Consider the following 23815-nt stretch of genomic DNA (forward strand, 5'->3'; position numbering starts at 1 on the left):
CCTACCCCTACTTGTTGATGGCCTTGCTACTGACCGGACGATTGCGGTGATCATGCAATCTCCATCAAAGATAGCAGCTCGCGTGCTACATCCTCGACGGAGGTGTTGACAAGGGTCTCGTCGAACTCCGATTCGGCGGCGAGTTCGACCCGGGCGACGGTCAGCCGCTCTTCGATCACCTCGGCCGATTCGGTGCCGCGGCCGGTGAGCCGGCGGACGAGTTCGTCCCAGCTGGGCGGCGCGAGGAAGACCAGCCGGGCCTCCGGCATCGACTGCTGGACGAGCCGGGCCCCCTGGAGATCGATCTCCAGCAGCACCGGCTCGCCCGCCGCGAGTTTGTCGAGCACGGCCCGGCGCGGAGTGCCGTAGCGATGGCCGGCGAACTCGGCCCACTCGAGCAGTTCGCCGTTGGCGACGAGTTTGTCGAACTCGTCGTCGTCGACGAAGAAGTACTGGACACCGTGTTCCTCGCCGGGCCGCGGCCTGCGCGTGGTGGCGGAGACCGAGAGCCAGACTTCGGGGTGCACGGTGCGCAGGTGGGCGACGACCGTGCTCTTGCCGACCCCGGAGGGGCCGGAGAGCACGGTCAGCCGCGGGTGTCTGACCGGGGGGGCCGGACTGGCCCCCTGCGAAGCGAGGGGGCGGGCCGCCCCCCGGGAGACTGCAGGACTCATGGAGCGATTATCCCTGGTTCCCCGGTGCACCGGGACCACAGAGGGATCGGTCAGGCCGCGCTGCCGCCGAACTCCCGCTCCAGGGAGGCGATCTGGTTCGAGCCGAGACCACGGACCCGGCGGCTCTCGGAGATGCCGAGCCGCTCCATGATCTGCTTGGCGCGAACCTTGCCGACGCCGGGAAGGGATTCCAGCAGTGCGGAGACCTTCATCTTGCCGATGACGTCGTTCTCCTGGCCCTGCTTGATGACCTCGTGCAGCGATGCGCCGGAGTGCTTGAGCCGGTTCTTGACCTCGGCGCGCTCCCGGCGAGCCGCGGCGGCCTTTTCGAGCGCGGCAGCGCGCTGTTCAGGGGTAAGGGGCGGAAGTGCCACGCCTACGTCACCTCGGATGTAGAGCAATCGGATATGGACCGTTGTCCGCCCCGCAGTTACGGGGCGACACGCGGCGCGCCTGGGCGGCGCGCTCCTGTCGGAGACTAGCGGTCCGAACGGTCCAAGTCAGCGAGAACAGACGAAAAGTCCTGGTCAGCCTTGATCCGGCGGGATATTTGGGGCAAAGCGGAACAGGTTTCCGGGCCAATGGGCCAAGTGGTTGAATCCGGCCCTTTTTCCCGGCGTTTTCCGGCTGCCTCACCGGACGGTATTTTCCCCGTCACCGGCTCCGTTCCGGTGCTTTGCGCGCGCTCCGGTGATCGCCGTCCGCACCTCTTCGGCATATGCCGCGGCCGCATTCCGCAGTGCCACCGGATCGGGGCCGTGCCGGAGCACATCGCGGCTGACACTCGGGAGCACATTCGGCGCCGCGTCGCCGAATACCCGGGGCAGGCCGGCCGGGGTCGCCCCTTGGGCGCCGATACCGGGAGCCAGCAGCGGCCCGTTCACCGCGAGGTCAGCACCGGCCTCGCCGAGGGTGGCACCGATCACCGCGCCGACCGATCCGAGCGGCTCGGCGCCGGCGTTCTCGGCCGCGATGTGGTCCAGGACCACCTGGGCGACGCTCCGGCCGTCGTCCGCGATCGCCCGCTGCACCTCGGGGCCCTCCGGATTGGAGGTCAGCGCCAGGACGAAGACGCCCGCACCGGAGATCCTGGCCGCGTCCAGCGCGGGCCGCAGCGAGCCGAAGCCGAGGAACGGGCTGACCGTCACCGCGTCGCAGAACAGCGGCGCGTCCTGGTCGAGATACGCGGCGGCGTAGGCGGCCATGGTGGAGCCGACGTCGCCGCGCTTGGCGTCCATCAGCACCAGCGCGCCCGCCTGCCGGGCCGCGGCCACCGTCCGCTCCAGCACGGCCACGCCGCGCGACCCGAAGCGCTCGAAGAAGGCGGACTGCGGTTTGAGCACGGCGACGCTGCCGGCCAGCGCCTCCACCACGGTCAGGGAGAAGCGCTCCAGGCCCGCCACGTCGTCGTTCAGGCCCCAGTCGGTCAGCAGGGAGCCGTGCGGGTCGATACCGACGCAGAGCTGCCCGCGGGCGTCCATGGCGCGGCGCAGCCGGGCGCCGAAGGGTTCGGGGCCGGGCTCCGGGCCGAGCGGGGAGTCCGGGGCCGGTTCAGCGGCGGTCATACGGTTGCCTTCCAGGTGTCGGCGCCGACCGCGTCGGCGAGGGTGGGGTACGGGCCGGCCGCCAGCCGGGCGGCCAGGCCCCGGTGCATCGCGCGCATCCAGAACGGACCGCGGTAGATGAAGGCGCTGTAGCCCTGGACGAGGGTGGCGCCGGCCAGGATCCGCTGCCAGGCGTCCTCGGCGTCCTCGATCCCGCCGACGCCGACCAGCACCAGCCGGTCGCCGACCCGGGCGTACAGCCGCCGCAGCACCTCCAGCGAGCGCTCCTTGAGCGGGGCGCCGGACAGGCCGCCGGTCTGCCGGACGAGGTCGGGCGCCGACCGCAGGCCGAGCCCCTCGCGGGCGATGGTGGTGTTGGTGGCGATGATGCCGTCCAAGCCGAGTTCGAGGGCGAGGTCGGCCACCGCGTCCACGTCCTCGTCGGCGAGGTCGGGGGCGATCTTCACCAGCAGCGGCACCCGGCGGTCGGTGACCGTGCGGTCGGCGGCCTCGCGGACGGCGGTGAGCAGCGGGCGCAGCGCCGAGGTGGCCTGCAGATCACGCAGGCCCGGGGTGTTCGGCGAGGACACATTCACCACCAGGTAGTCGGCGTGGGCCGCCAGCCGCTCGGTGGAGGTCACATAGTCGGCGACGGCACCCGATTCGGTGACCGCCTTGGTCTTGCCGATGTTGACCCCGACGGTGGTGCGGACGATCTCCCGCCGGGCGGCCAGCCGGGCGGCGACGACGGCCGAGCCGTCGTTGTTGAACCCCATCCGGTTGATCAGCGCGCGGTCCGGCAGCAGCCGGAACAGCCGCCGCTTCGGGTTCCCCGGCTGGGCCTCCCCGGTGACGGTCCCGATCTCGACATGGTCGAAGCCGAGCATCGCCATGCCGTCGATCGCCACGGCGTTCTTGTCGAACCCCGCGGCCAGCCCGAACGGCCCGCTCATCCGCAGCCCCAGCGCGTCCGTCCGCAGCGCTTCGTACCGCGGCGCCAGCACCGCGCCCACGACGTCCCGCAGCCCCGGGATCCGCACGGCCAGCCGGATCCACCGAAACGCGAGGTGATGCGCGCGCTCGGGGTCCATCCGCCGGAACACGAGCCGAAAGAAAAGGGGGTACATGGCTTCGCCTCTACGTCATCCAATGCGCCCCCTCCGGGGGCGCGGGCCTGTGCGTCCTCCTTGCGGCCGCCGCCGCGCGGGCGCCCCCCAGGGGCGCGGGGAACTGCGCGAGCAACCGACCACCGGCCAGCGGCCCGGACACGACAGAAACAGCCCCTGTCAGCCGGTGACGACCCGCAACCCGTCGACGGCCGGCCGCGCAGTTCCCCGCGCCCCTGAGGCGCACCGCACACCCCGAGCCCGCCCCGCGGGCCGCGGCGGCACCCGGGGGCGAGCTGACCGCAGGTCACAGGCTTCGGGCCGCGATCAGCCGCTCCGCGTGCTCCTGCAAGGAGCGGACCCCGATGTCGCCACGCGTCAACGCGTCGATGCCCTGGACGGCCGCCGCGAGGGCCTGGACGGTGGTGAGGCAGGGGATGCCGCGGGCGACCGCGGCCGTGCGGATGTCGTAGCCGTCGAGGCGGCCCCCGGTGCCGAAGGGGGTGTTGACGATGAGGTCGACCTCGCCCTCGTGGATGAGGGTGACGACGGTGGGCTCGCCGCCGGGCCCGACGCCCTCGCTCTGCTTGCGCACCACGCGCGCCTCGACGCCGTTGCGCCGCAGCACCTCCGCCGTGCCCGAGGTGGCGAGCAGTTCGAAACCGTGCTCGATCAGCGCGCGGGCCGGGAAGATCAGCGCGCGCTTGTCGCGGTTGGCCACCGAGATGAAGGCGCGGCCCTTGGTCGGCAGCGCACCGTACGCACCGGCCTGGGACTTGGCGTAGGCGGTGCCGAACACCGCGTCGATGCCCATCACCTCACCGGTGGACCGCATCTCCGGGCCGAGCACGGTGTCCACCCCGCGGCCCTGCACGTCGCGGAAGCGGCTCCAGGGCAGCACCGCCTCCTTGACCGAGATCGGCGCGTCCAGCGGGAGTTCACCGCCGTCGCCGGTGGCCGGCAGCAGGCCCTCGGCCCGCAGTTCGGCGACGGTCGTGCCCAGGGAGATCCGGGCGGCCGCCTTCGCCAGCGGCACCGCGGTCGCCTTGGAGGTGAAGGGCACCGTCCGGGAGGCCCGCGGGTTGGCCTCCAGGACGTAGAGGACGTCCCCGGCCAGTGCGAACTGGATGTTGATCAGCCCGCGCACCCCGACCCCGCGGGCGATCGCCTCGGTGGAGGTCCGCAGCCGCTTGATGTCGTGGCCGCCGAGGGTGATCGGGGGCAGCGCGCACGCCGAGTCGCCGGAGTGGATGCCGGCTTCCTCGATGTGCTCCATGACGCCGCCGAGGTAGAGCTCGTGGCCGTCGTAGAGGGCGTCCACGTCGATCTCGATGGCGTCGTCCAGGAAGCGGTCGACCAGCACCGGCCGGTCGGGGCCGATCTCGGTGGACTCGGCGATGTACGAGGCGAGCCGCGTCTCGTCGTACACGATCTCCATACCGCGCCCGCCGAGCACGTAGGAGGGGCGGACCAGCACCGGGTAGCCGATCTCGTCGGCGATGGCCTTGGCCTCGGGGAAGGAGATCGCGGTGCCGTGCTTGGGCGCGGGCAGGCCCGCCTCGTCCAGCACCCGGCCGAAGGCGCCGCGGTCCTCGGCGAGGTGGATCGCCTCGGGCGGGGTCCCGACGACCGGCACGCCGTTGTCCTTGAGGGCCTGCGCCAGGCCCAGCGGGGTCTGCCCGCCGAGCTGGACGATGACCCCGGCGACCGGCCCGGCCAGGGTCTCGGCGTGCACGATCTCCAGCACGTCCTCCAGGGTGAGCGGCTCGAAGTAGAGCCGGTCGGAGGTGTCGTAGTCGGTGGAGACCGTCTCCGGGTTGCAGTTGACCATCACGGTCTCGTAGCCGGCGTCGTGCAGCGCGAAGGAGGCGTGCACGCAGGAGTAGTCGAACTCGATGCCCTGGCCGATGCGGTTGGGGCCGGAGCCGAGGATGATCACCGCGGGCTTCTCCCGCGGCGCGACCTCGCTCTCCTCGTCGTAGGAGGAGTAGAAGTACGGCGTGCGGGCCGCGAATTCGGCGGCGCAGGTGTCCACCGTCTTGTAGACCGGGCGGATGCCGAGCGCGTGCCGGACCTCGCGGACCACGTCCTCGCGCAGGCCGCGGATGCCGCCGATCTGGGCGTCGGAGAAGCCGTGCCGCTTGGCCTCGGCCAGCAGCTCCGGGTCGAGCCGGTCGGCGGCGGCCAGTTCGTCCGCGTACTCCTTGATCAGGAAGAGCTGGTCGACGAACCAGGGGTCGATCCTGGTGGCCTCGAAGACCTCCCGCGCGGTGGCGCCGGCCCGCATCGCGAGCATCACGGTGTTGATCCGGCCGTCGGTGGGGACGGCGGCCGTGGCCAGCAGTGCGTCCTTGTCCGCCGGGTCCACCGGGCTCACGAAGTCGAACTGCGAGCCCTTCTTCTCCAGCGAGCGCAGCGCCTTGTTCAGCGCCTCGGTGAAGTTGCGGCCGATGGCCATCGCCTCGCCGACCGACTTCATGGTGGTGGTGAGGGTGGCGTCGGCGGCCGGGAACTTCTCGAAGGCGAACCGGGGCACCTTGACCACCACGTAGTCGAGGGTGGGCTCGAAGGACGCCGGGGTCTGCTCGGTGATGTCGTTGGGGATCTCGTCCAGGGTGTAGCCCACCGCGAGCCGGGCGGCGATCTTGGCGATCGGGAAGCCGGTGGCCTTGGAGGCCAGCGCGGAGGAGCGGGAGACCCGGGGGTTCATCTCGATGACGATGACCCGGCCGTCCTCGGGGTTGACCGCGAACTGGATGTTGCAGCCGCCGGTGTCGACACCGACCTCGCGGATCACCGCGATGCCGATGTCGCGCAGCACCTGGTACTCGCGGTCGGTGAGCGTCATCGCGGGGGCGACGGTGATGGAGTCGCCGGTGTGCACGCCCATGGGGTCGAAGTTCTCGATGGAGCAGACGACCACCACGTTGTCGTGCTTGTCGCGCATCAGCTCCAGCTCGTACTCCTTCCAGCCGAGGATGGACTCCTCCAGCAGCACCTCGGTGGTCGGCGACAGCGTCAGGCCCTGGCCGGCGATCCGGCGCAGTTCCTCCTCGTCGTGGGCGAAGCCGGAGCCGGCGCCGCCCATGGTGAAGGAGGGGCGGACCACGACCGGATAGCCGCCGAGGGTCTCGACGCCGTTCACGACGTCGTCCAGGGTGTGGCAGATCACCGAGCGGGCGGACTCGCCGTGGCCGATCTTCTCCCGGACCGCGGCCACCACGCCCTTGAACAGTTCGCGGTCCTCGCCCTTGTGGATGGCCTCGACATTGGCGCCGATCAGCTCGACGCCGTACTTGGCGAGCACACCGCCCTCGTGCAGGGCGATCGCGGTGTTGAGCGCGGTCTGGCCGCCCAGGGTGGGCAGCAGGGTGTCCGGCCGCTCCTTGGCGATGATCTTCTCGACGAACTCCGGGGTGATCGGCTCGATGTACGTGGCGTCGGCGATCTCCGGGTCGGTCATGATCGTGGCCGGGTTGGAGTTGACCAGCACCACCCGCAGGCCCTCGGCCTTGAGCACCCGGCAGGCCTGGGTGCCGGAGTAGTCGAACTCGGCGGCCTGGCCGATGACGATCGGGCCGGAGCCGATGACCAGGACGGACTGGATATCGGTGCGTTTAGGCACGCTGGCCCTCCATGAGGTCGGCGAAGCGGTCGAAGAGGTACGCGGCGTCGTGCGGGCCGGCGGCCGCCTCGGGGTGGTACTGGACGCTGAAGGCCGGCCGGTCGAGCAGCCGCAGGCCCTCGACCACGTCGTCGTTGAGGCAGACATGGCTGACCTCGGCGCGGCCGTACGGGGTGTCGCTGACCCGGTCCAGCGGCGCGTCCACCGCGAAGCCGTGGTTGTGGGCGGTGACCTCCACCTTGCCGGTGACGCGGTCCCGCACCGGCTGATTGATGCCGCGGTGGCCGTACTTGAGCTTGTAGGTGCCGAAGCCGAGGGCCCGGCCCAGCAGTTGGTTGCCGAAGCAGATGCCGAACAGTGGCGTGCCGCGTTCCAGCACGGCCTGGACGACGGTGAGGTCGGCGGTGGCCGGGTCACCGGGGCCGTTGGACAGGAACACCCCGTCGGGATCCGCCGCGTAGACGTCCTCGACGCTCGCGGTCGCGGGCAGCACCCGTACCTCGATGCCGCGCTGCGCCATCCGGTGCGGGGTCATGCCCTTGATCCCGAGGTCGAGGGCGACGACGGTGAAGCGCTTCCCGCCTATCGCCGGGACGGTGTACGGCTGCCGGGTGGCGACTTCGGCGGACAGGTGGGCGCCGGTCATCTCCGGGGCCTGCCGGACCCGGGCGAGCAGGGCGCCGTCGTCGGCGGCGGCGCCGAGCGCGGGACCGGAGAAGATGCCGACCCGCATCGCGCCGCGCTCGCGCAGGTGGCGGGTCAGGGCGCGGGTGTCGATGCCGCTGATGCCGACGACGCCCTGGGCGGTCAGTTCGTCGTCCAGCGTCCGCCGGGAGCGCCAGTTGGAGGGGACCCGGGCGGGGTCGCGTACGACATAGCCGGCCACCCAGATACGGCTCGACTCGGCGTCCTCGTCGTTGACCCCGGTGTTGCCGACGTGCGGCGCGGTCATCACGACGACCTGGCGGTGGTAGGAGGGGTCGGTCAGGGTCTCCTGGTAGCCGGTCATACCGGTGGAGAAGACGGCCTCGCCGAAGGTCTCCCCCACCGCTCCGTAGGCGCGGCCGCGGAAGGTGCGGCCGTCCTCCAGGACGAGTACGGCGGGCGGGCTGCCCGCCCGGGCGGAGGTCGTCATCGTGCGCCTTCCTTGTCGCGTTCGTCGTGCTGCTCGCTCTTGTCGTGCTGCTCGGTGTCGGTGAAGGTCACGGCCCGGTCGCCGCTGAGGGCGTTGAGGCGCTCGACCCACGCGGGGTGGTCGGCGGCGCGCTCGGAGCGGAAACCGGAGTCGACGAGGATGCCGCCGTGCTCCCAGGTCACCACGAGCAGGCCGCCCTCGGTCAGCACCTTGCCGGCGATGGCCTTGTCCAGCCGGGCGCCGCGCAGGGCGGCGGTGGGGACGAAGAAGCCGGGCGCGCCGGTGCGGTCCACGTCCAGCCCCTGCTCGGTCAGGACCAGGTGGACCTTGCTGCGCACGCCGAGGCCGTGCGCCACGATCCGGTCCAGCCAGCGGCCGGCGGTGGTGCTGCCGTGGTAGCGGCCGTCGAACTCCAGCAGCGGCGGGCCGGTCTCCTCGGTGGCCTGCGGCAGTTCGGGCAGGCCGCCCTGGAGGGTGCGGCGCCATTGCCAGCCCTGCCGCATCAGCCAGTAGACGAGCGCGACGAACAGCGCGAGCCCGACGATCCAGCCGATCCGGTCGGTCCAGTGGGTGACCTTGGCGGAGTGCTTGCCCGCGGCCTGGGCGGCGCCGGCCGCCAGGGGTGTCAGCAGAGTCGAGGGTGTCACGTGAGCTTCCCGTCGATGACCGTCGCGTGGCCCCGCAGGAAGGTGGCGAGCACCCTGCCCGGCAGTTCGCGCCCCGCGTAGGGGGTGTTGCGGCTGCGCGAGGCGAAGCCCGCGGGATTGACCGTTCCACGGTATGCGGGATCCACCAGGACGAGGTTGGCGGGCTCTCCCACCGCGATCGGCCGGCCGTGTCCGGCCAGCCGCCCGATGACCGCCGGCCGGGCCGACATGCGGTCGGCGACGCCCGCCCAGTCCAGTAGCCCGGTGTCCACCATGGTGTGCTGCACCACCGACAGCGCGGTCTCCAGGCCGACCATGCCCATGGCGGCGGCGACCCACTCGCAGTCCTTGTCCTCGCGCGGGTGCGGGGCGTGGTCGGTGGCCACGCAGTCGATGGTGCCGTCGGCCAGCGCCTCGCGCAGGGCCAGTACATCGGCCTCGGTGCGCAGCGGCGGGTTCACCTTGTAGACCGGGTCGTACGAACGCACCAGCTCGTCGGTGAGCAGCAGGTGGTGCGGGGTGACCTCGGCGGTGACGTCCCAGCCCTTGGACTTGGCCCAGCGGACGATCTCCACCGAGCCGGCCGTGGACAGGTGGCAGATGTGCACCCGGGAGCCGACGTGCGCGGCGAGCAGCACATCGCGGGCGATGACCGACTCCTCGGCGACGGCCGGCCAGCCGGTCAGGCCCAGCTCGCCGGAGACCACGCCCTCGTTCATCTGGGCGCCCTCGGTGAGCCGCGGCTCCTGGGCGTGCTGGGCGATCACCCCGTCGAACGCCTTCACGTACTCCAGGGCGCGGCGCATGATCACCGCGTCGTCGACGCACTTGCCGTCGTCGGAGAAGACCCGGACCCGGGCCGCGGAGTCGGCCATCGCGCCCAGCTCGGCGAGCTGCTTGCCGCCCAGGCCGACGGTGACCGCGCCGACCGGCTGGACGTCGCAGTAGCCGGATTCGCGGCCGAGTCGCCACACCTGCTCCACGACACCGGCGCTGTCGGCCACCGGGAAGGTGTTGGCCATGGCGTGCACGGCGGTGTACCCGCCGACCGCGGCGGCGCGGGTACCGGTCAGCACGGTCTCGGAGTCCTCGCGGCCGGGCTCGCGCAGGTGGGTGTGCAGGTCCACCAGGCCGGGCAGCAGCACCGCCTCGCCGTCGCCCTCGACGACGGTCGGCACGCCCCGGTCCGGCAGCCCGGTCCCGATCTCCGCGATGTTCCCGCCCTCGATGAGGACGTCACGCGGCTCACCGCCGAGGACCCGCACCCCGCGGAGCAGCGTCCTGTTCGTATCGCTCATGGTTACTGGCTCTCCTCGGTACGGGCGGTGTCGGCGCGGTCCGTGCGGTCGGCGCGGTCGGCGCGGGAGTTGTCGGTGCGGGCGGCGGAGATGGCGGGCTCGGAGCCGCCGAGCAGCAGGTAGAGCACGGCCATCCGGGTGCTGACGCCGTTGGCGACCTGTTCGACGGCGGTGCAGCGCGGGGAGTCGGCGACCTCGGCGGTGATCTCCATGCCGCGATTCATCGGCCCCGGGTGCATCACGATGGCGTGCTCGGGCAGTACGGCCATCCGGCCGCCGTCCAGGCCGTAGCGGCGGGCGTACTCGCGCTCGGTGGGGAAGAAGGCGGCGTTCATCCGCTCCCGCTGGACCCGCAGCATCATCACCGCGTCGGACGTGGCGAGCACCGCGTCCAGGTCGTAGGACACCTCGCACGGCCAGTTCTCGACGCCGATCGGCAGCAGGGTGGGCGGCGCGACCAGGGTGACGCGGGCGCCGAGCGTGGTGAGCAGCAGCACGTTGGACCGGGCCACCCGGCTGTGCAGCACGTCGCCGACGACGGTGATCCGGCGCCCGTCGAGGTCCCGGCCCACCCCGGACAGGTGGCGGCGCATGGTGAAGGCGTCCAGCAGTGCCTGCGTGGGGTGCTCATGGGTGCCGTCGCCGGCGTTGACCACCGAGGAGTTGATCCAGCCGGAGGTGGCCAGCCGGTGCGGGGCGCCGGAGGTGTGGTGGCGGATGACGACCGCGTCGGCGCCCATCGCCTCCAGGGTGAGCGCGGTGTCCTTCAGCGACTCGCCCTTGGAGACCGAGGACCCCTTGGCGGAGAAGTTGATGACGTCGGCGGACAGCCGCTTGGCGGCGGCCTCGAAGGAGATCCGGGTCCGGGTGGAGTCCTCGAAGAAGAGGTTGACCACGGTCCGGCCGCGCAGGGTGGGCAGCTTCTTGATGGGGCGGTCGGCGACGCGGGCCATCTCCTCGGCGGTGTCGAGGACGAGGAGGGCGTCGTCGCGGGTGAGGTCGGCGGCCGAGATCAGATGGCGCTTCACAGGGTGCTCCGGGATATGGCGTGGGTGTGCGAGGAGGGCGGCGGGCGGGACGAGGGCACGCGGAAGCGCCGGACCCTTACCGGGGCCGGCGGGAGGGCGCTACTGGTCCGCCGCGGACCCCGCGGGCGGCGCGGTGTCCTGACGCGCGGTGTCCTGCCGTTCCTCGGGGTCGGCCGGGACATCCCGCCGCGGGGCCTGCTGGCCGAGCAGGACGCTGTCGCGGCCGTCCTCCTCGGTGAGCAGGACCTTGACGGTCTCGCGCAGCGAGGTGGGCAGGTTCTTGCCCACGTAGTCGGCCCGGATCGGCAGCTCGCGGTGACCGCGGTCGACGAGGACGGCGAGTTGCACGGCGCGGGGGCGGCCGATGTCGTTGAGGGCGTCCAGGGCGGCCCGGATCGTCCGGCCGGAGAAGAGCACGTCGTCCACCAGGACGACCAGGCGGCCGTCGATGCCGTCCCCGGGGATCTCGGTACGGGCCAGCGCGCGCGGCGGGTGCAGCCGCAGGTCGTCGCGGTACATCGTGATGTCCAGCGAGCCGACGGCGGCGCCGCGGCCGGTGATCTCGGCGAGCTTGTCCGCGAGCCGGCGGGCGAGGAAGACACCGCGGGTCGGGATGCCGAGCAGCACCACGTCGTCGGCGCCCTTGGCGCGTTCGACGATCTCGTGGGCGATGCGGGTGATGACGCGCGCGATGTCCGGCGCTTCCAGCACCGGACGGGCGGATGCGGGTACGGTGGTAGTGCGGTCTTCGGCCATGGGCCGGGGACCTCCTTCCCCGCCTCACGGGACGGGCATTAAAGGACGTCAGAGGTACGCGACCACCGTATCAGGTGGGCGCCTCGTGACCCGGAGCCGCCCAGGTCAGAGACCAGACGGACCCTTTCGGCTTGACGAGCACGGATTACGCTGCGTAACCTCACAGTGAGTCACCGAGTTTCGTCCGGGGAGCCATATGTCCAGCGATTACGCCAAGCAGCTCGGAGCAAAGCTCCGCGCTATCCGCACGCAGCAGGGGCTGTCACTGCACGGTGTCGAGGAGAAGTCCCAGGGCCGCTGGAAGGCAGTGGTCGTGGGGTCCTACGAGCGCGGCGACCGCGCCGTGACCGTGCAGCGCCTCGCCGAGCTCGCCGATTTCTACGGGGTGCCGGTCCAGGAACTGCTGCCCGGCACCACCCCCGGCGGCGCCGCCGAGCCGCCGCCGAAGCTGGTGCTCGACCTGGAGCGGCTGTCCCAGGTCCCGCCGGAGAAGGCCGGCCCGCTGCAGCGCTACGCGGCCACCATCCAGAGCCAGCGCGGTGACTACAACGGCAAGGTGCTCTCCATCCGCCAGGACGACCTGCGCACCCTCGCGGTGATCTACGACCAGTCGCCCTCGGTCCTCACCGAGCACCTGATCGCCTGGGGCGTGCTGGACACGGACGCCCGCCGCGCGGTCCAGCACGAAGAGGCGTGAGCCGGCGGCTCACCGCCTGACTTGCAGAAACGTCCCGCCGCCCGGGAGTCCTCGGGCGGCGGCGCCCCGGACGCCCGGCGCGGGCCCTCAGTCGGCCCCAGCGGCCCCGGAAGCCCGGTACAGCCGGGAGACCACCTCGGGCAGCAGCCGTTCGGTCAGACGGGGCGGCAGGGCCTGGAGCACGGCCAGCACCGGAGCCATCCGCTCCGGCAGCGCGCCGTCCGCGGCGACACCGGCGAACTCCAGGGCGAGGGCGACCTCGGCCGGACCGAGGGTGTCCGGATCGAGCGCCGCCGCCAGCTCCACCATGGCGGGATCCACCGCGGCCGGGCCGTGGGCGCGGGCCCGGGTCACCGCCGCGGCCAGTTCGGCCAGCAGTTCGTCGATCCGCTCGTCGGAGGCGACCGCGGCCGTCACCGTCAGATGCAGATTGGCCGGTGACCCGGCCGCGGCGGGCTGCGGCTGCAAGTACCATCCGCGCGGCCGCATCTCGTCGGCGACCACGAAGGGGTCGAGGCCGGGGTCGGCGGAGGCCACCGCGACCAGCGACGCCTCCGGCGCGCCGAGTACGCGCAGCCCCTCAATCCGCCCGACCCCCTCCACCAGCCGGCCCGTCGCCCTGTGCACCCGCCGGGCCAGCTCGGTGTATCCGCCGGGGCCCACCCGCTGGAGCACCGCCCAGGCGGCGGCGAGCGGCCCGGCCGATCTGGTGCCCTGCAGCGTCGGGTTCACCACCGGGTAGCCCGGCCAGGAGGCGTGCGCGAACCACCCGTGCCGGCGCAGCTCGGTGTCCCGGAACAGCAGCACCGACGCGCCCTTGGGCGTGTACGCGTACTTGTGCAGGTCCACCGACAGCGAGGTCACCCCGGGCACGCCCAGGTCGAAGGCGGGCGGCGGCGCGATGTCACCGGCCAGCCGGCGGTGCCCGAGATACCAGCCGCCGATACAGGCGTCCACATGGCAGAGCACCCCGCGCGCCGCGGCGACCGCCGCCACCTCGGCCACCGGGTCGACGACACCGTGCGCGTACGAGGGCGCGGAGACCACGGCGAGCGCGGTGCGGCCGGTCAGCGCGGCCTCCATGTCCGCGGCCCGTACCCGGAAGGTCAGCGGGTCCACCGGTACGGTCACCGGGGTCAGCCCGAACAGCAGGGCGGCCTTGTGGAAGGCGGGGTGCGCGGTGACCGGCAGGACGATCTCGGGCCGGGTCACCCCCGCGGTGCTCCGCGCGTACTCCCGGGCCGTGAGCACGGCCAGCAGACAGCTCTCGGTGCCGCCGCTGGTGAAGGTGCCGGCCGTCGCCGGACCGCCGCCGAGCAGCGCGGCGGCCCGCCCCACCACGTCGTTCTCCAGCGCGACCACGCTCGGGAACACCGTCATGTCGAGGCCGTTGACGCCCGCGAAGGCGGCCTGCGCGCGGGCGGCCAGCTCATCGAGACCGGCGAGCCCGGAGTCGTAGACATACGCCATGGTCCGGCCGCCGCGCACCGGCAGGTCGGCGGTCCGCAGCGCGGCGAGGCGGTCCAGGACGGCGTCGTCGTCCGGGGTGCGGCCGTCCGGGTCGTGGGCGTTCGGCATGCGCCGGAATCTAGGCCAGGGACGCGGACGGACACCAGGCCCGAAGCAGAAGAATGTTCACCTTCTGCTGTCGGGCCTGGTGACGGCTCCGCCGAGTGGGCCGGGCGGAGCCGGAACGTCGGCTGGAGCGTGAGCGTCGGCTAGAGCGTGAGCGTCGGCTTCAGCTCCATCAGCCGGCCGAGCAGTCCGTTGACGAAGGACGGCGAGTCGTCGGTGGAGAACTCCTTGGCGAGCTGGACCGCCTCGTCCAGCACCACCGCGTCCGGGACGTCGTCCTCCCAGAGCAGCTCATAGGCGCCGAGCCGGAGCAGGCTGCGGTCCACCACCGGCATCCGGTCGAGCGTCCAGCCGACCGAGTGGCCGGCCAGCAGTTCGTCGATCCGCGAGGCGTGCGCCTCGTAGCCCTCGACCAGTTGCCGCGTGTACTCGGTGACCGGCGGCTGCCGGTCGTCGGTCCGGGCGAGCCTGATCCAGTCCGCCATGACGGACGTGGGGGCGGCACCCCGCTGCTCCGCCTCGAACATGATCTGGAAAGCGCGCGTTCGGGCCTTGTTCCGGGCAGCCACGGTTAGCTGTTCACCCGGCCGAGGTAGTCGCCCGTACGGGTGTCGACCTTGACCTTTTCACCCGTGGTGATGAACAGCGGGACACCGATCTCATAACCGGTCTCCAGGCGGGCGGGCTTGGAGCCGCCGGTGGAGCGGTCGCCCTGCACGCCGGGCTCGGTGTACTCGATGACCAGCTCGACGGAGGCGGGCAGTTCGATGTAGAGGGGCGCGCCCTCGTACATCGCGACGACCGCCTCGAAACCCTCCAGCAGGTAGTTGGCGGCTTCGCCTACGACCTCGGGGGTGACGTTGATCTGGTCGTAGGTCTCGGTGTCCATGAAGACGAAGTCGGTGCCGTCCTTGTAGGAGAACTGCATGCCGCGCTTGTCGACGTTGGCGGTCTCCACCTTCAGGCCCGCGTTGAAGGTCTTGTCGACGACCTTCCCGGAGAGCACGTGCTTCAGCTTGGTGCGCACGAAGGCGGGGCCCTTGCCGGGCTTGACGTGCTGGAACTCGACCACGGTCCAGAGCTGGTCGCCGTCGAGCTTGAGCACGAGGCCGTTCTTGAGGTCGTTCGTGGTGGCCACGGTTGCGGAATCTCCTGAAAATGCTGCTTCGGGACCAGGAAATCCCGCGCCCGTCACAGAGCGAGCAGTTCCTTGGTCGTGATGGTGAGTAGCTCCGGTCCGCCGTCCGCCAGGGGGCGTACGACGAGCGTGTCGTCGATCCGAACGCCGCCGCGGCCCGGAAGGTGGACTCCCGGTTCGACGGTGACCGGCACGCAAGCGTCCAGCTTACCCATGGCCGCAGGGGACAACCGAGGGTCCTCGTCGATTTCGAGACCCACACCGTGGCCCGACCAGGGCGCCAGACCCTCGCCGTGGCCGGCCGCGATCAGCGGCTGCCGGGTGGCCCGGTCGACGTCGCGGCAGGCCACACCGGGTGCCAGCGCCTCGCGGCCGGCCCGCTGGGCCTCGAAGACCAGCTCGTAGAGCTCGATCTGCCAGGAGGCGGGAGCGGTTCCGATGACGAAGGTACGGCCGACTTCGCAGCGGTAGCCGCGGTAGCGGGCGCCGAGCCGGACGGTGAGGAAGTCGCCCTCCTCGACCCGGCGGTCGCTGGGCAGGTGGCGGGCGGTGCCGGAGTTCGGGCCGGTTCCGACCGAGGTGGGGAAGGCGGGGCCCTCGGCGCCGTGGTCGACCAGCCGGCGTTCCAGCTCCAGCGCGAGGTGCCGCTCGGTACGGCCGACCAGGATGGACTCCAGCAGCTCGCCGAGGGCCTGGTCGGCGATCTCGGCCGCTATCCGCAGCGCGGCGATCTCGTGCTCGTCCTTGACCAGCCGGAGCTGTTCGACCGCGCCGCCGAGGTCGGACAGCGGCAGGCCGGCGGTCACCGAGCGCAGCGCGCGGTGGCGGGTGACGGTGAGGTGGTGCTCCTCGACGGCCAGTGAGCCGGCCCGCTGCTCCCCGGCCAGCTCGGCGGCGGCCACCGCCGCGTCGCCGTCCGGGGTGGGCAGCACGATCGAGCGCAGGTCGTCCGGCGGCTCGTCCCGGTCCGGGTCCTCCGGCGGCGGGCGCAGGTGCACCAGGGTGTCCTCGGGGCCGGGTCCGACCAGCAGTGCGGCGCCCTGCGGGGCGCAGCCGGTGAGGTAGCGCACATTGGCTGGTCCGGTCACCAGGGCGGCGGTGACCCCGGTTGCCGCGCACCGGTCGCGCAGCCGGGCCCTGCGGGTCGTATGCACGTCAGCCATGTCGTGAGCGTAAGGCTTCGCTCCGGGCGGGGCTTGCGGTATGCGCCGACCGTGCGAATCCCGGCGGGGCGCCGTGGCGCCTTCCCGGTCAGCGGACCGGCGGGCCCTGGGCGGCCCGGGCCACCACCTGGTCGAGGGCGGCCGCGGCGGAGGCGACGTCGAACTGGGAGTTGTCGATGATGGGCAGCCCGGAGCCGTACCAGCCGGCCATCCGGCCGTGGATACGGGCGACCTCCTCGTCGGAGAGGCGGCGGTTGCCGGAGCGGGCGGCGTTGCGGGTGAGGACGACATCCAGCCCGGGCAGCAGGACGACCGGCAGCAGGCCGGGGCCGACATGCCGCTTCCAGCCGCCGAGGCCGACGGCGGGGCGGTCCGGGAAGACGGCGTCGTCGATGATGCAGGACACGCCGTTGGCCAGGAAGTTGCGGGCGGCGAAGCCGCAGGTGCGGCGGGCCAGCCGGTACTGCGCCTCGGAGTGCTCGTTCCAGCCGGCCTGCGGGTCGGCGAAGCCGGAGCGGACCCACTCGCGTACGTCGTCCAGGCTGATGTGCGCGGTCGGGGCGCCGCGGGTGTCCGCCCAGTGCCGGGCGATGGTCGTCTTGCCGGCTCCCGCCGGGCCGATCAGCAGCACGGCTATCGGCCCCGGCGACCCGGGCGCCTGCACGGGCGTGGGCGCCCCCAGCGGAAAGTGCCCGGTCCCGTTCCCCCCGGCCGCCCCCACAGGTTGCTGCATCTCGCCCCACTCCAGGCTCCGCCGGTGACTCACCGTTCGACACCGAACGGTACATGCCCCGGGCGGGGCCTCCATGAACCCCCGGGCCCCAGGGGCCCGGACCCCTGCCTCCGCCGGCCGACGGCCGCTCGCGGACCACCGGCCGGTGGAGGGCTGAGCGCGCGGTTCCCCGCTGGCTGCTTGCCGCGCGCCCGGCCCCGCCGGGACGGGTTACGGCCGTTTCCGGGCCACCGGCCGGTGGAGGGCTGAGCGCGCAGTTCCCCGCGCCCCCAACGGGCGCCGTCCGGCGAGACCTGGGGCAATCGCCCGGCCGAGCCCCGCAGGGGCGCGGGGAACTGCGCGACCAGGCACAACGCACCCGCACCCGACAACGAACCACACCACCCACCCCCCAGGGGCGCGGGGAACTGCGCGGCCAGGCACGACGGACCCGCACGTGGGAACGAAACCGCAGCCACGCAGCCCGGCGAGCCCCGCAGGATGGCTAGCGGGTGGGTGGGGCCTCGGCCAAGGCGCGGAGGGCGAGGCGGTAGGAGGCGAGGCCGAAGCCCGCCACCGTGCCGGAGGCGACCGCCGCCAGGACGGAGGTGTGGCGGAACTCCTCGCGGGCGTAGGGGTTGGAGATGTGGACCTCGATGAGGGGGGCGGTACGCTGGGCCGCGGCGTCACGCATCGCGTAGGAGTAGTGGGTGAAGGCGCCGGGGTTGAGGACCACCGGGATGCGGCCGTCGGCGGCTTCATGGAGCCAGCCGATGAGTTCCGCCTCGTCGTTGGTCTCGCGGACCTCGACGTCGAGGCCGAGTTCCGCGCCAAAGGTCCGGCACTCCTCGACCAGGCCGGCGTACGAGGTGGCGCCGTAGACATCGGGTTCGCGGGAGCCGAGCCGGCCGAGGTTGGGGCCGTTGAGGACGAGGACCGGGCGGGTCACGAGGAGACCTCGCCGTAGGCGGCGACCAGGATCGCCGGGTCGGGGCCCTCCAGGACGGTGGGCCGGGCCAGGCCGTCGAGGACGATGAAGCGGAGCAGGTCGCCCCGCGACTTCTTGTCGACCTTCATGTTCTCCACCAGCTTGGGCCACTGGTCGCCGCGGTAGGTCAACGGCAGCCCCACCGCTGCCAGCACGCTGCGGTGCCGGTCGGCGGTCGCGTCGTCCAACCGCCCGGCCAGGCGGCCGAGTTCGGCCGCGAAGACCATGCCGACGGAGACGGCCGCGCCGTGCCGCCAGTTGTAGCGCTCGTTCTTCTCGATGGCGTGCGCGAGCGTGTGCCCGTAGTTGAGGATCTCCCGCAGCCCGGATTCCTTGAGGTCGGCGGAGACGACCTCCGCCTTGACGCGGATGGCCCGCTCGATGAGTTCGGCGGTGTGCGGCCCGCGCGGGTCCCGGGCGGCGGCCGGGTCCGCTTCGATCAGGTCGAGGATCGCCGGGTCGGAGATGAAGCCGGCCTTGATGACCTCGGCGAGCCCGCTGACGTAGTCGTTGGCCGCCAGCGAGTCGAGCGCGGCCAGGTCGCACAGCACCCCGGTGGGCGGATGGAAGGCGCCGACCAGGTTCTTGCCCTCGGCGGTGTTGATGCCGGTCTTGCCGCCGACCGCCGCGTCCACCATGCCGAGCACCGTGGTGGGCACCGCGATCCAGCGCACCCCGCGCAGCCAGCTGGCCGCGACGAAGCCGGCCAGGTCGGTGGTGGCCCCGCCGCCGACACCGACGATGACGTCGGTGCGGGTGAAGCCGGTCTGGCCGAGCGCCTTCCAGCAGTAGGCGGCGACCTCGGCGGTCTTGGCCTCCTCGGCGTTGGGCAGTTGGATGGCGATGGCCTGGTAGCCCTGCTCGGCCAGGTCCTCGCGGATCGCCTCACCGGTGCCGGCCAGCGCCTCGGGGTGGAGTACGGCCACCCGCAGCGCCTTGGGCCCGATGAGCCCGGGCAGTTCACCGAGCAGCTGGTGGCCGACGAGCACGTCGTACGGCTCGGTGCCCGCGGTGCCGCCGACCGTGATCCGGGTGGGCGGGGCGGCCAGGGGGTTCTCGCTCATGCGTCCTTCAGTTGGAGTGCGTCCAGGACGGCGGCGGCCACGTCCTGCGGGGTGCGGTCGTCGGTGCTGACGACGGCGCGGGCGACCTCGGTGTAGAGCGGGCGGCGCTGCTCCATCAGCTCGCGCCAGCGCTGCCGGGGGTTGACGGCCAGCAGCGGCCGGGGCGCGTCCAGGCCCACCCGGTGGACCGCGTCGCGCAGGCTGACGTCGAGGAAGACCACCGGCAGGCCGGCCAGCAGGGCCCGGGTGCCGTCGTGCAGGATGGCGCCGCCGCCGAGCGAGAGCACCCCGTCGTGTCCGGCGAGCGCGTCGCGGACGGCGGTGCGTTCCAGCTCGCGGAAGTGCGCCTCACCCTCTTCGATGAAGATCTCGGCGATGGGCTTGCCGGCCAGCGCCTCGATGTCGGCGTCGGTGTCCCGGTAGCCGAGGCCGAGGCGTTCGGCCAGCGCCCGGCCGACGGTGGTCTTGCCGGCTCCCGGCGGGCCGACCAGGACGACGGCGGGCGGTCCGCCCGCGGCGGCGGTCACCGGATGGCCAGGTGGTCGAGGAAGTCGGCCACATTGCGCCGGGTCTGGGCCACCGAGTCGCCGCCGAACTTCTCGGCGACCGCGTCGGCGAGCACCAGCGCCACCATCGCCTCGGCGACGATGCCGGCCGCCGGGACCGCGCAGACGTCGGAGCGCTGGTGGTGGGCCTGGGCGGCCTCGCCGGTGGTGACGTCGATGGTGGCCAGCGCGCGCGGCACCGTCGCGATGGGCTTCATCGCGGCGCGCACCCGCAGCGCCTCGCCGGTGGACATGCCGCCCTCGGTGCCGCCGGAGCGGCCGGTGGCGCGACGGACGCCGTCAGGGGTGGGCACGATCTCGTCGTGGGCCCGCGAGCCGGGCACCCGGGCGAGTTCGAAGCCGTCGCCGATCTCGACGCCCTTGATGGCCTGGATGCCCATCAGGGCGCCGGCCAGCCGCGAGTCGAGCCGGCGGTCCCAGTGCACATGGGAGCCGAGGCCGACCGGCACTCCGTAGGCGAGCACCTCGACGACGCCGCCGAGAGTGTCGCCGTCCTTGTGGGCCTGGTCGATCTCGGCGACCATCGCCTTGCTGGCGTCGGCGTCGAGGCAGCGCACCGGGTCGGCGTCCAGCCGCTCCTGGTCGGCGGGGACCGGGACGACGCCGTAGGGCGCCCTGGCCCCGGCGAGTTCCACCACGTGGGAGACGATCTCGACGCCCGCGGTCTCCTTGAGGTAGGAGCGGGCGACGGCGCCGAGCGCGACCCGGGCGGCGGTCTCGCGGGCGCTGGCCCGCTCCAGCACCGGGCGGGCCTCGTCCAGGTCGTACTTCTGCATACCGGCCAGGTCGGCGTGGCCGGGGCGCGGCCGGGTCAGCGGCGCGTTGCGGGCCAGACTCGCGAGGATCTCCGGGTCCACCGGATCGGCCGCCATCACCTGCTCCCACTTGGGCCACTCGGTGTTGCCGACCATCACGGCCACCGGGCTGCCCATCGTCAGGCCGTGCCGGACGCCGCCGAGGAAGGTCACCTCGTCCCGCTCGAACTTCATCCGGGCGCCGCGTCCGTAGCCGAGCCGCCGCCGGGCGAGGGCGTCCGCCACCATGTCACTGGTGACGGGGATGCCGGACGGCAGCCCTTCCAGTGTCGCGACGAGCGCGGGGCCGTGCGACTCCCCCGCGGTCAGCCAGCGCAACCTGCTCAACGGTGCTCCTTCGACTCGACAAAGCCGGGTTTGTCCGCCCCCGTCGGCGTCCCGGTACTGCCTTCCGATCCTCCCACGCCCGCCGCCCGCCGCCGGACGCCGGTCCAGCGTACGGACGGCGGCCGGTCCGCCCCTACGGCCCGGGGCGCCGGCCGGCCAGCGCCGCCGCACCGGCCGCGCGCATGGCAGCGAGCGGGGCCGGAGCGCGGCCGGTGAACCGCTCGACCTGGAAGACGGCCTGGTGGACCAGCAGGTCGAGGCCGCCGATGAGGGCGCCGGAGCGGGCCGACCAGGCGGCGGCCAGCGCGGTCGGCCAGGGATCGTAGAGCACGTCGAAGAGCGCGCCCGGGTGGTCGGGGACGGCTCCGGCGAGATGGTCGGCGGCCCCGGCCGGGGTGGTGGCGATCACCAGCGGCTCGGCCAGCGCCTTGGCGGCGTCGGCCCAGTCGGCGGTGCGTACGGTGACGCCGAGCCGCTCGCCCCACCGCCGCATCTCGGCGGCGCGGGCCGGACCGCGGACATAGGCGGTCACCTCGCCGTCGCAGATGCTGGCCAGCGCGGCCAGCGCGGAGGAGGCGGTGGCGCCGGCGCCGAGCACCGCGGCGGAGGGCACCGAGGTGACCCCCCGCTCGCCCAGGGCGGCGATCATGCCCGGGATATCGGTGTTGTCGCCCCGGCGACCGCCGTCGGCGCCGAGCACCACGGTGTTGACGGCCTCGACGGAGGCGGCGGTGTCGCTGATCCCGTCCAGCAGCGGGATGATCGCCCGCTTCAGCGGCATGGTCAGCGACAGACCCGCCCACAGCGCCGGGTCGAGCCCCTCGACGAAGGCGGGCAGCCCGGCCTCGTCCACCTCGAACCGGTCGTACCGCCAGCCGTCCAGCCCGAGGGCGGCGTAGGCGGCACGGTGCAGCGCCGGTGACAGCGAGTGCGCGATGGGCGAGCCGAGCACGGCCGCGCGGCGCCGGCCCGGTTGTCCGGTCGTTTCCACGGAAGGGCGTCCTGGTCCTACTTGGCGTTGTACTGCGCGTAGAGCTTGTCGAACTCGGCCTTGGTCTCGGTGAACTTCGTGGTCTTGTCGTCCAGCGAGATGAACCACCACCAGTTGCCGGTGTCCGGGTTCATCGCGGCCTTGAGCGCGTCGATGCCGGGGTTCCCGATCGGCCCGGGCGGCAGGCCCCTGTACACGTAGGTGTTGTACGTGTCCTTGAGCGTCTTGATGTCCTGGAGGGAGATCTTCGTGCTGCTGGCGCCCCGGATGTAGTTGTAGGTCGAGTCGAACTGGAGCAGTCCGTTGGTCACCGTGTTGGACGGGTCCTTCCGGTTGTAGATGACCTTGGCCATCTTCCGGAAGTCGTCGTCGGTCTTGCCCTCGGCCTGCACGAGGCTGGCGACGGTGAGCAGTTGCAGCGGCGATGTGAGGCCCTGCTTCCGCGCCTCGGCGGCCATGTCGAACTGCGCGTACTGCTTCTTGGCCTCGCCGATCATCTGGCGCAGCAGCGCTTCGGGCTTCATGCCCTTGGCGACGCTGTAGCGGGACGGGAAGAGGAAGCCCTCCAGCGGGTCCTTGACGCGGTTGCTGGTGTCGGCCCAGGCGGGCAGACCGAGGTTCTTGACCTGGGCCCTGGCCGCCTTGGCGGTGCTGCCGGCGGCCAGGCCGAGACGCTTGTCGACCATGGCGTAGATCTGCTGGTCGCGGGTCCCTTCGGGGATGATGAACGCGTTCTGCGACGAGGGGTCGAGCATCAGCGTGACCGCCGCGGCGGCGGACATCTGCGACTTGAGGACGTACACACCCGACTGGATGCCGCGGCTCTTGGTGTTCTTGTCGGCCGCCGAGACGAAGGCGTCGACGCTCTTGACGACGCCGGCGTCCTTGAGCAGGCGGCCGATCACGGCGGCGGTGGCACCGGTGGGGACCGTCACCTGGACATCGGTGGCGGTACCGGCTCCGGTGTAGTCCGGCGCCGGGCCGAAGTGGCTCTGGTAGAAGCTGTAGCCGAAGTAGCCCACGCCGCCGAGACCACCGACCATCACCACGACGAGGACCAGGCAGGCGCAGCCGCTGCGCCGCTTCTTGCCGCCCTTCGGCTGCGACTTGCCCGACCGCCGGCCGGTGTCCGCCGGGGCGACGGAGCCGGCGTCGTCGTCCTCGTGGCGGTCGGCGAAGAAGGCGTGCTCGCGCGGGTCGCCCTCCTCCTCCGGGTCCCAACCGCCCGGGTCGGCGGGCGCGGTGCGCGATGGCCGGGCGCCGGCCTCCTGCGGGTGGCCCGGCTGGGCCTGCGACGGCACGGACTGCCCGGCCTGCTGGCCCTGCTGAGGATGCACCGGCTGGCCCGGCACCGGCTGGCCGAGGCCCTGGTCCTGCCCCGGAGCGCCCTGCCCCTGCTGCTGCGGCATCTGCTGCTGCCGGTACTGCGGCTGCTGCGGCGGCGGATAGCCGTTCTGCCCGTAGAAGTCGGGTTGGCCGTAGGGGTCCTGCGGCTGCTGCTGCCCGCCGTACGGGTCCTGCTGGCCGTAGCCGCCGGTCTGGTGCGAGCCGGTGTCGTACGGGTCGTAGCCGGCCTGCTGCGGGTAGCCCTGCTGGGGGTACGGCTGCTGCGGCTGGCCCTGCGGGTACGGCTGCTGGGGCTGGCCCTGACCGTACGGCTGGTTCTGCGGCTGCTGGGGCTGGTGCGGCTGCTGCGGGTACTGCCCCTGCTGCGGGTACGGCTGCTGGGGGTATCCCTGCTGCGGGGGGTACGGGGGTTGCTGACCGGTGGCATACGGGTCCTGCCAGCCGCCGTCCTCCTGATGCGGGGGCTGCTGCTGAGGATCCTGCTGCGGATGCTGGGGCTGCTGCGGGTAGCCGTGGCCCTGGTCGTACACATCACCGAAGAGCGGGTCCTCGGGGTGCCACGGTTCGGAGCCGGAGCCCCGGCCATAGTCGGTCATCGATCCCCTTGGTGAGCGGTCGG

General features: G+C 72.6%; 22 protein-coding genes. 1 reads left to right on the forward strand and 21 read right to left on the reverse strand.

The annotated features are described in order from the left end of the window. Positions 1–50: 50 nt before the first annotated feature. From gmk to pyrR, 10 genes are all read right to left on the reverse strand, one after another. Positions 51–674, reverse strand: a complete 624-nt coding sequence (gmk, locus tag ACFO3J_RS11245) for a guanylate kinase (RefSeq protein ID WP_386428700.1) — start codon at positions 672–674, stop codon at positions 51–53. 50 nt (positions 675–724) lie between these two features. Continuing rightward, positions 725–1048, reverse strand: a complete 324-nt coding sequence (locus tag ACFO3J_RS11250) for an integration host factor (RefSeq protein WP_014157387.1) — start codon at positions 1046–1048, stop codon at positions 725–727. 258 nt (positions 1049–1306) lie between these two features. Beyond that, on the reverse strand, positions 1307–2239 hold the full coding sequence (gene pyrF, locus ACFO3J_RS11255; protein ID WP_386428703.1) for an orotidine-5'-phosphate decarboxylase: 933 nt from the start codon (positions 2237–2239) through the stop codon (positions 1307–1309). After that, on the reverse strand, positions 2236–3345 hold the full coding sequence (locus ACFO3J_RS11260; protein ID WP_386428706.1) for a quinone-dependent dihydroorotate dehydrogenase: 1110 nt from the start codon (positions 3343–3345) through the stop codon (positions 2236–2238). The genes pyrF and ACFO3J_RS11260 overlap by 4 nt, the downstream gene beginning before the upstream one ends. Positions 3346–3631: 286 nt before the next feature. After that, positions 3632–6949: a carbamoyl-phosphate synthase large subunit gene (gene carB, locus ACFO3J_RS11265; RefSeq protein ID WP_386428709.1), complete on the reverse strand. Its 3318-nt coding sequence runs from the start codon at positions 6947–6949 to the stop codon at positions 3632–3634. Then, positions 6942–8084 (reverse strand): glutamine-hydrolyzing carbamoyl-phosphate synthase small subunit, encoded by a 1143-nt coding sequence (gene carA / locus ACFO3J_RS11270; protein WP_386428712.1) that lies wholly within the window; start codon positions 8082–8084, stop codon positions 6942–6944. The genes carB and carA overlap by 8 nt, the downstream gene beginning before the upstream one ends. Next, positions 8081–8713: a PH-like domain-containing protein gene (locus tag ACFO3J_RS11275; RefSeq protein WP_386429193.1), complete on the reverse strand. Its 633-nt coding sequence runs from the start codon at positions 8711–8713 to the stop codon at positions 8081–8083. The genes carA and ACFO3J_RS11275 overlap by 4 nt, the downstream gene beginning before the upstream one ends. A 14-nt stretch (positions 8714–8727) precedes the next feature. After that, a complete protein-coding gene (locus tag ACFO3J_RS11280; protein ID WP_386428714.1) occupies positions 8728–10029 on the reverse strand; it encodes a dihydroorotase in 1302 nt (433 codons plus the stop codon). Between the two features lie 2 nt (positions 10030–10031). Next, positions 10032–11057: an aspartate carbamoyltransferase catalytic subunit gene (locus ACFO3J_RS11285; protein ID WP_386428717.1), complete on the reverse strand. Its 1026-nt coding sequence runs from the start codon at positions 11055–11057 to the stop codon at positions 10032–10034. A 99-nt stretch (positions 11058–11156) separates the two neighbouring features. After that, entirely contained in the window at positions 11157–11813 is a 657-nt protein-coding gene (pyrR, locus tag ACFO3J_RS11290; protein WP_386428719.1) for a bifunctional pyr operon transcriptional regulator/uracil phosphoribosyltransferase PyrR, read from the reverse strand. A gap of 196 nt (positions 11814–12009) precedes the next feature. Between pyrR and bldD the strand changes: the two genes are divergently transcribed. Beyond that, a complete protein-coding gene (bldD, locus tag ACFO3J_RS11295) occupies positions 12010–12510 on the forward strand; it encodes a transcriptional regulator BldD (protein ID WP_386428722.1) in 501 nt (166 codons plus the stop codon). 87 nt (positions 12511–12597) lie between these two features. Here bldD and ACFO3J_RS11300 read toward each other — a convergent pair whose 3' ends face one another. From ACFO3J_RS11300 to mltG, 11 genes are all read right to left on the reverse strand, one after another. Next, positions 12598–14088, reverse strand: a complete 1491-nt coding sequence (locus ACFO3J_RS11300) for a pyridoxal phosphate-dependent decarboxylase family protein (protein WP_386428725.1) — start codon at positions 14086–14088, stop codon at positions 12598–12600. 140 nt (positions 14089–14228) lie between these two features. Beyond that, on the reverse strand, positions 14229–14654 hold the full coding sequence (nusB, locus tag ACFO3J_RS11305; RefSeq protein ID WP_386428728.1) for a transcription antitermination factor NusB: 426 nt from the start codon (positions 14652–14654) through the stop codon (positions 14229–14231). A gap of 2 nt (positions 14655–14656) precedes the next feature. Continuing rightward, positions 14657–15223 carry an elongation factor P gene (efp, locus tag ACFO3J_RS11310; protein ID WP_386428730.1) on the reverse strand — a complete coding sequence of 189 codons (567 nt, stop codon included), beginning with the start codon at positions 15221–15223 and terminating at the stop codon, positions 14657–14659. Between the two features lie 53 nt (positions 15224–15276). After that, positions 15277–16386: an aminopeptidase P family protein gene (locus tag ACFO3J_RS11315; RefSeq protein WP_386428733.1), complete on the reverse strand. Its 1110-nt coding sequence runs from the start codon at positions 16384–16386 to the stop codon at positions 15277–15279. Between the two features lie 88 nt (positions 16387–16474). Then, positions 16475–17194, reverse strand: a complete 720-nt coding sequence (locus ACFO3J_RS11320; RefSeq protein WP_386428736.1) for an AAA family ATPase — start codon at positions 17192–17194, stop codon at positions 16475–16477. Between the two features lie 409 nt (positions 17195–17603). Beyond that, positions 17604–18047 (reverse strand): type II 3-dehydroquinate dehydratase, encoded by a 444-nt coding sequence (aroQ, locus tag ACFO3J_RS11325; protein WP_386428738.1) that lies wholly within the window; start codon positions 18045–18047, stop codon positions 17604–17606. Continuing rightward, the gene (gene aroB, locus ACFO3J_RS11330) at positions 18044–19150 is read right to left on the reverse strand and encodes a 3-dehydroquinate synthase (RefSeq protein ID WP_386428741.1); all 1107 of its coding nucleotides are present in this window, start codon (positions 19148–19150) and stop codon (positions 18044–18046) included. The genes aroQ and aroB overlap by 4 nt, the downstream gene beginning before the upstream one ends. Next, positions 19147–19677 carry a shikimate kinase gene (locus ACFO3J_RS11335; protein ID WP_386428744.1) on the reverse strand — a complete coding sequence of 177 codons (531 nt, stop codon included), beginning with the start codon at positions 19675–19677 and terminating at the stop codon, positions 19147–19149. The genes aroB and ACFO3J_RS11335 overlap by 4 nt, the downstream gene beginning before the upstream one ends. After that, on the reverse strand, positions 19674–20858 hold the full coding sequence (gene aroC, locus ACFO3J_RS11340; RefSeq protein WP_386428747.1) for a chorismate synthase: 1185 nt from the start codon (positions 20856–20858) through the stop codon (positions 19674–19676). The genes ACFO3J_RS11335 and aroC overlap by 4 nt, the downstream gene beginning before the upstream one ends. Before the next feature lie 133 nt (positions 20859–20991). Then, the gene (locus tag ACFO3J_RS11345) at positions 20992–21849 is read right to left on the reverse strand and encodes a shikimate dehydrogenase (protein ID WP_386428750.1); all 858 of its coding nucleotides are present in this window, start codon (positions 21847–21849) and stop codon (positions 20992–20994) included. 17 nt (positions 21850–21866) lie between these two features. After that, on the reverse strand, positions 21867–23792 hold the full coding sequence (mltG, locus tag ACFO3J_RS11350) for an endolytic transglycosylase MltG (RefSeq protein ID WP_386428752.1): 1926 nt from the start codon (positions 23790–23792) through the stop codon (positions 21867–21869). Positions 23793–23815: the final 23 nt, after the last annotated feature.

Origin of the sequence: Streptomyces polygonati (assembly GCF_042650325.1) — a bacterium.
Lineage (GTDB): Bacteria > Actinomycetota > Actinomycetes > Streptomycetales > Streptomycetaceae > Actinacidiphila > Actinacidiphila polygonati.

Bases quoted from the DNA above. Each gene is read 5' to 3' on its own strand.
- gmk (WP_386428700.1), bottom strand. From the start codon at position 674: ATGAGTCCTGCAGTCTCCCGGGGGGCGGCCCGCCCCCTCGCTTCGCAG.
- pyrF (WP_386428703.1), bottom strand. From the start codon at position 2,239: ATGACCGCCGCTGAACCGGCCCCGGACTCCCCGCTCGGCCCGGAGCCC.
- ACFO3J_RS11260 (WP_386428706.1), bottom strand. From the start codon at position 3,345: ATGTACCCCCTTTTCTTTCGGCTCGTGTTCCGGCGGATGGACCCCGAG.
- carA (WP_386428712.1), bottom strand. From the start codon at position 8,084: ATGACGACCTCCGCCCGGGCGGGCAGCCCGCCCGCCGTACTCGTCCTG.
- ACFO3J_RS11280 (WP_386428714.1), bottom strand. From the start codon at position 10,029: ATGAGCGATACGAACAGGACGCTGCTCCGCGGGGTGCGGGTCCTCGGC.
- pyrR (WP_386428719.1), bottom strand. From the start codon at position 11,813: ATGGCCGAAGACCGCACTACCACCGTACCCGCATCCGCCCGTCCGGTG.
- bldD (WP_386428722.1), top strand. From the start codon at position 12,010: ATGTCCAGCGATTACGCCAAGCAGCTCGGAGCAAAGCTCCGCGCTATC.
- ACFO3J_RS11300 (WP_386428725.1), bottom strand. From the start codon at position 14,088: ATGCCGAACGCCCACGACCCGGACGGCCGCACCCCGGACGACGACGCC.
- ACFO3J_RS11315 (WP_386428733.1), bottom strand. From the start codon at position 16,386: ATGGCTGACGTGCATACGACCCGCAGGGCCCGGCTGCGCGACCGGTGC.
- ACFO3J_RS11320 (WP_386428736.1), bottom strand. From the start codon at position 17,194: ATGGAGGCCCCGCCCGGGGCATGTACCGTTCGGTGTCGAACGGTGAGT.
- aroB (WP_386428741.1), bottom strand. From the start codon at position 19,150: ATGAGCGAGAACCCCCTGGCCGCCCCGCCCACCCGGATCACGGTCGGC.
- mltG (WP_386428752.1), bottom strand. From the start codon at position 23,792: ATGACCGACTATGGCCGGGGCTCCGGCTCCGAACCGTGGCACCCCGAG.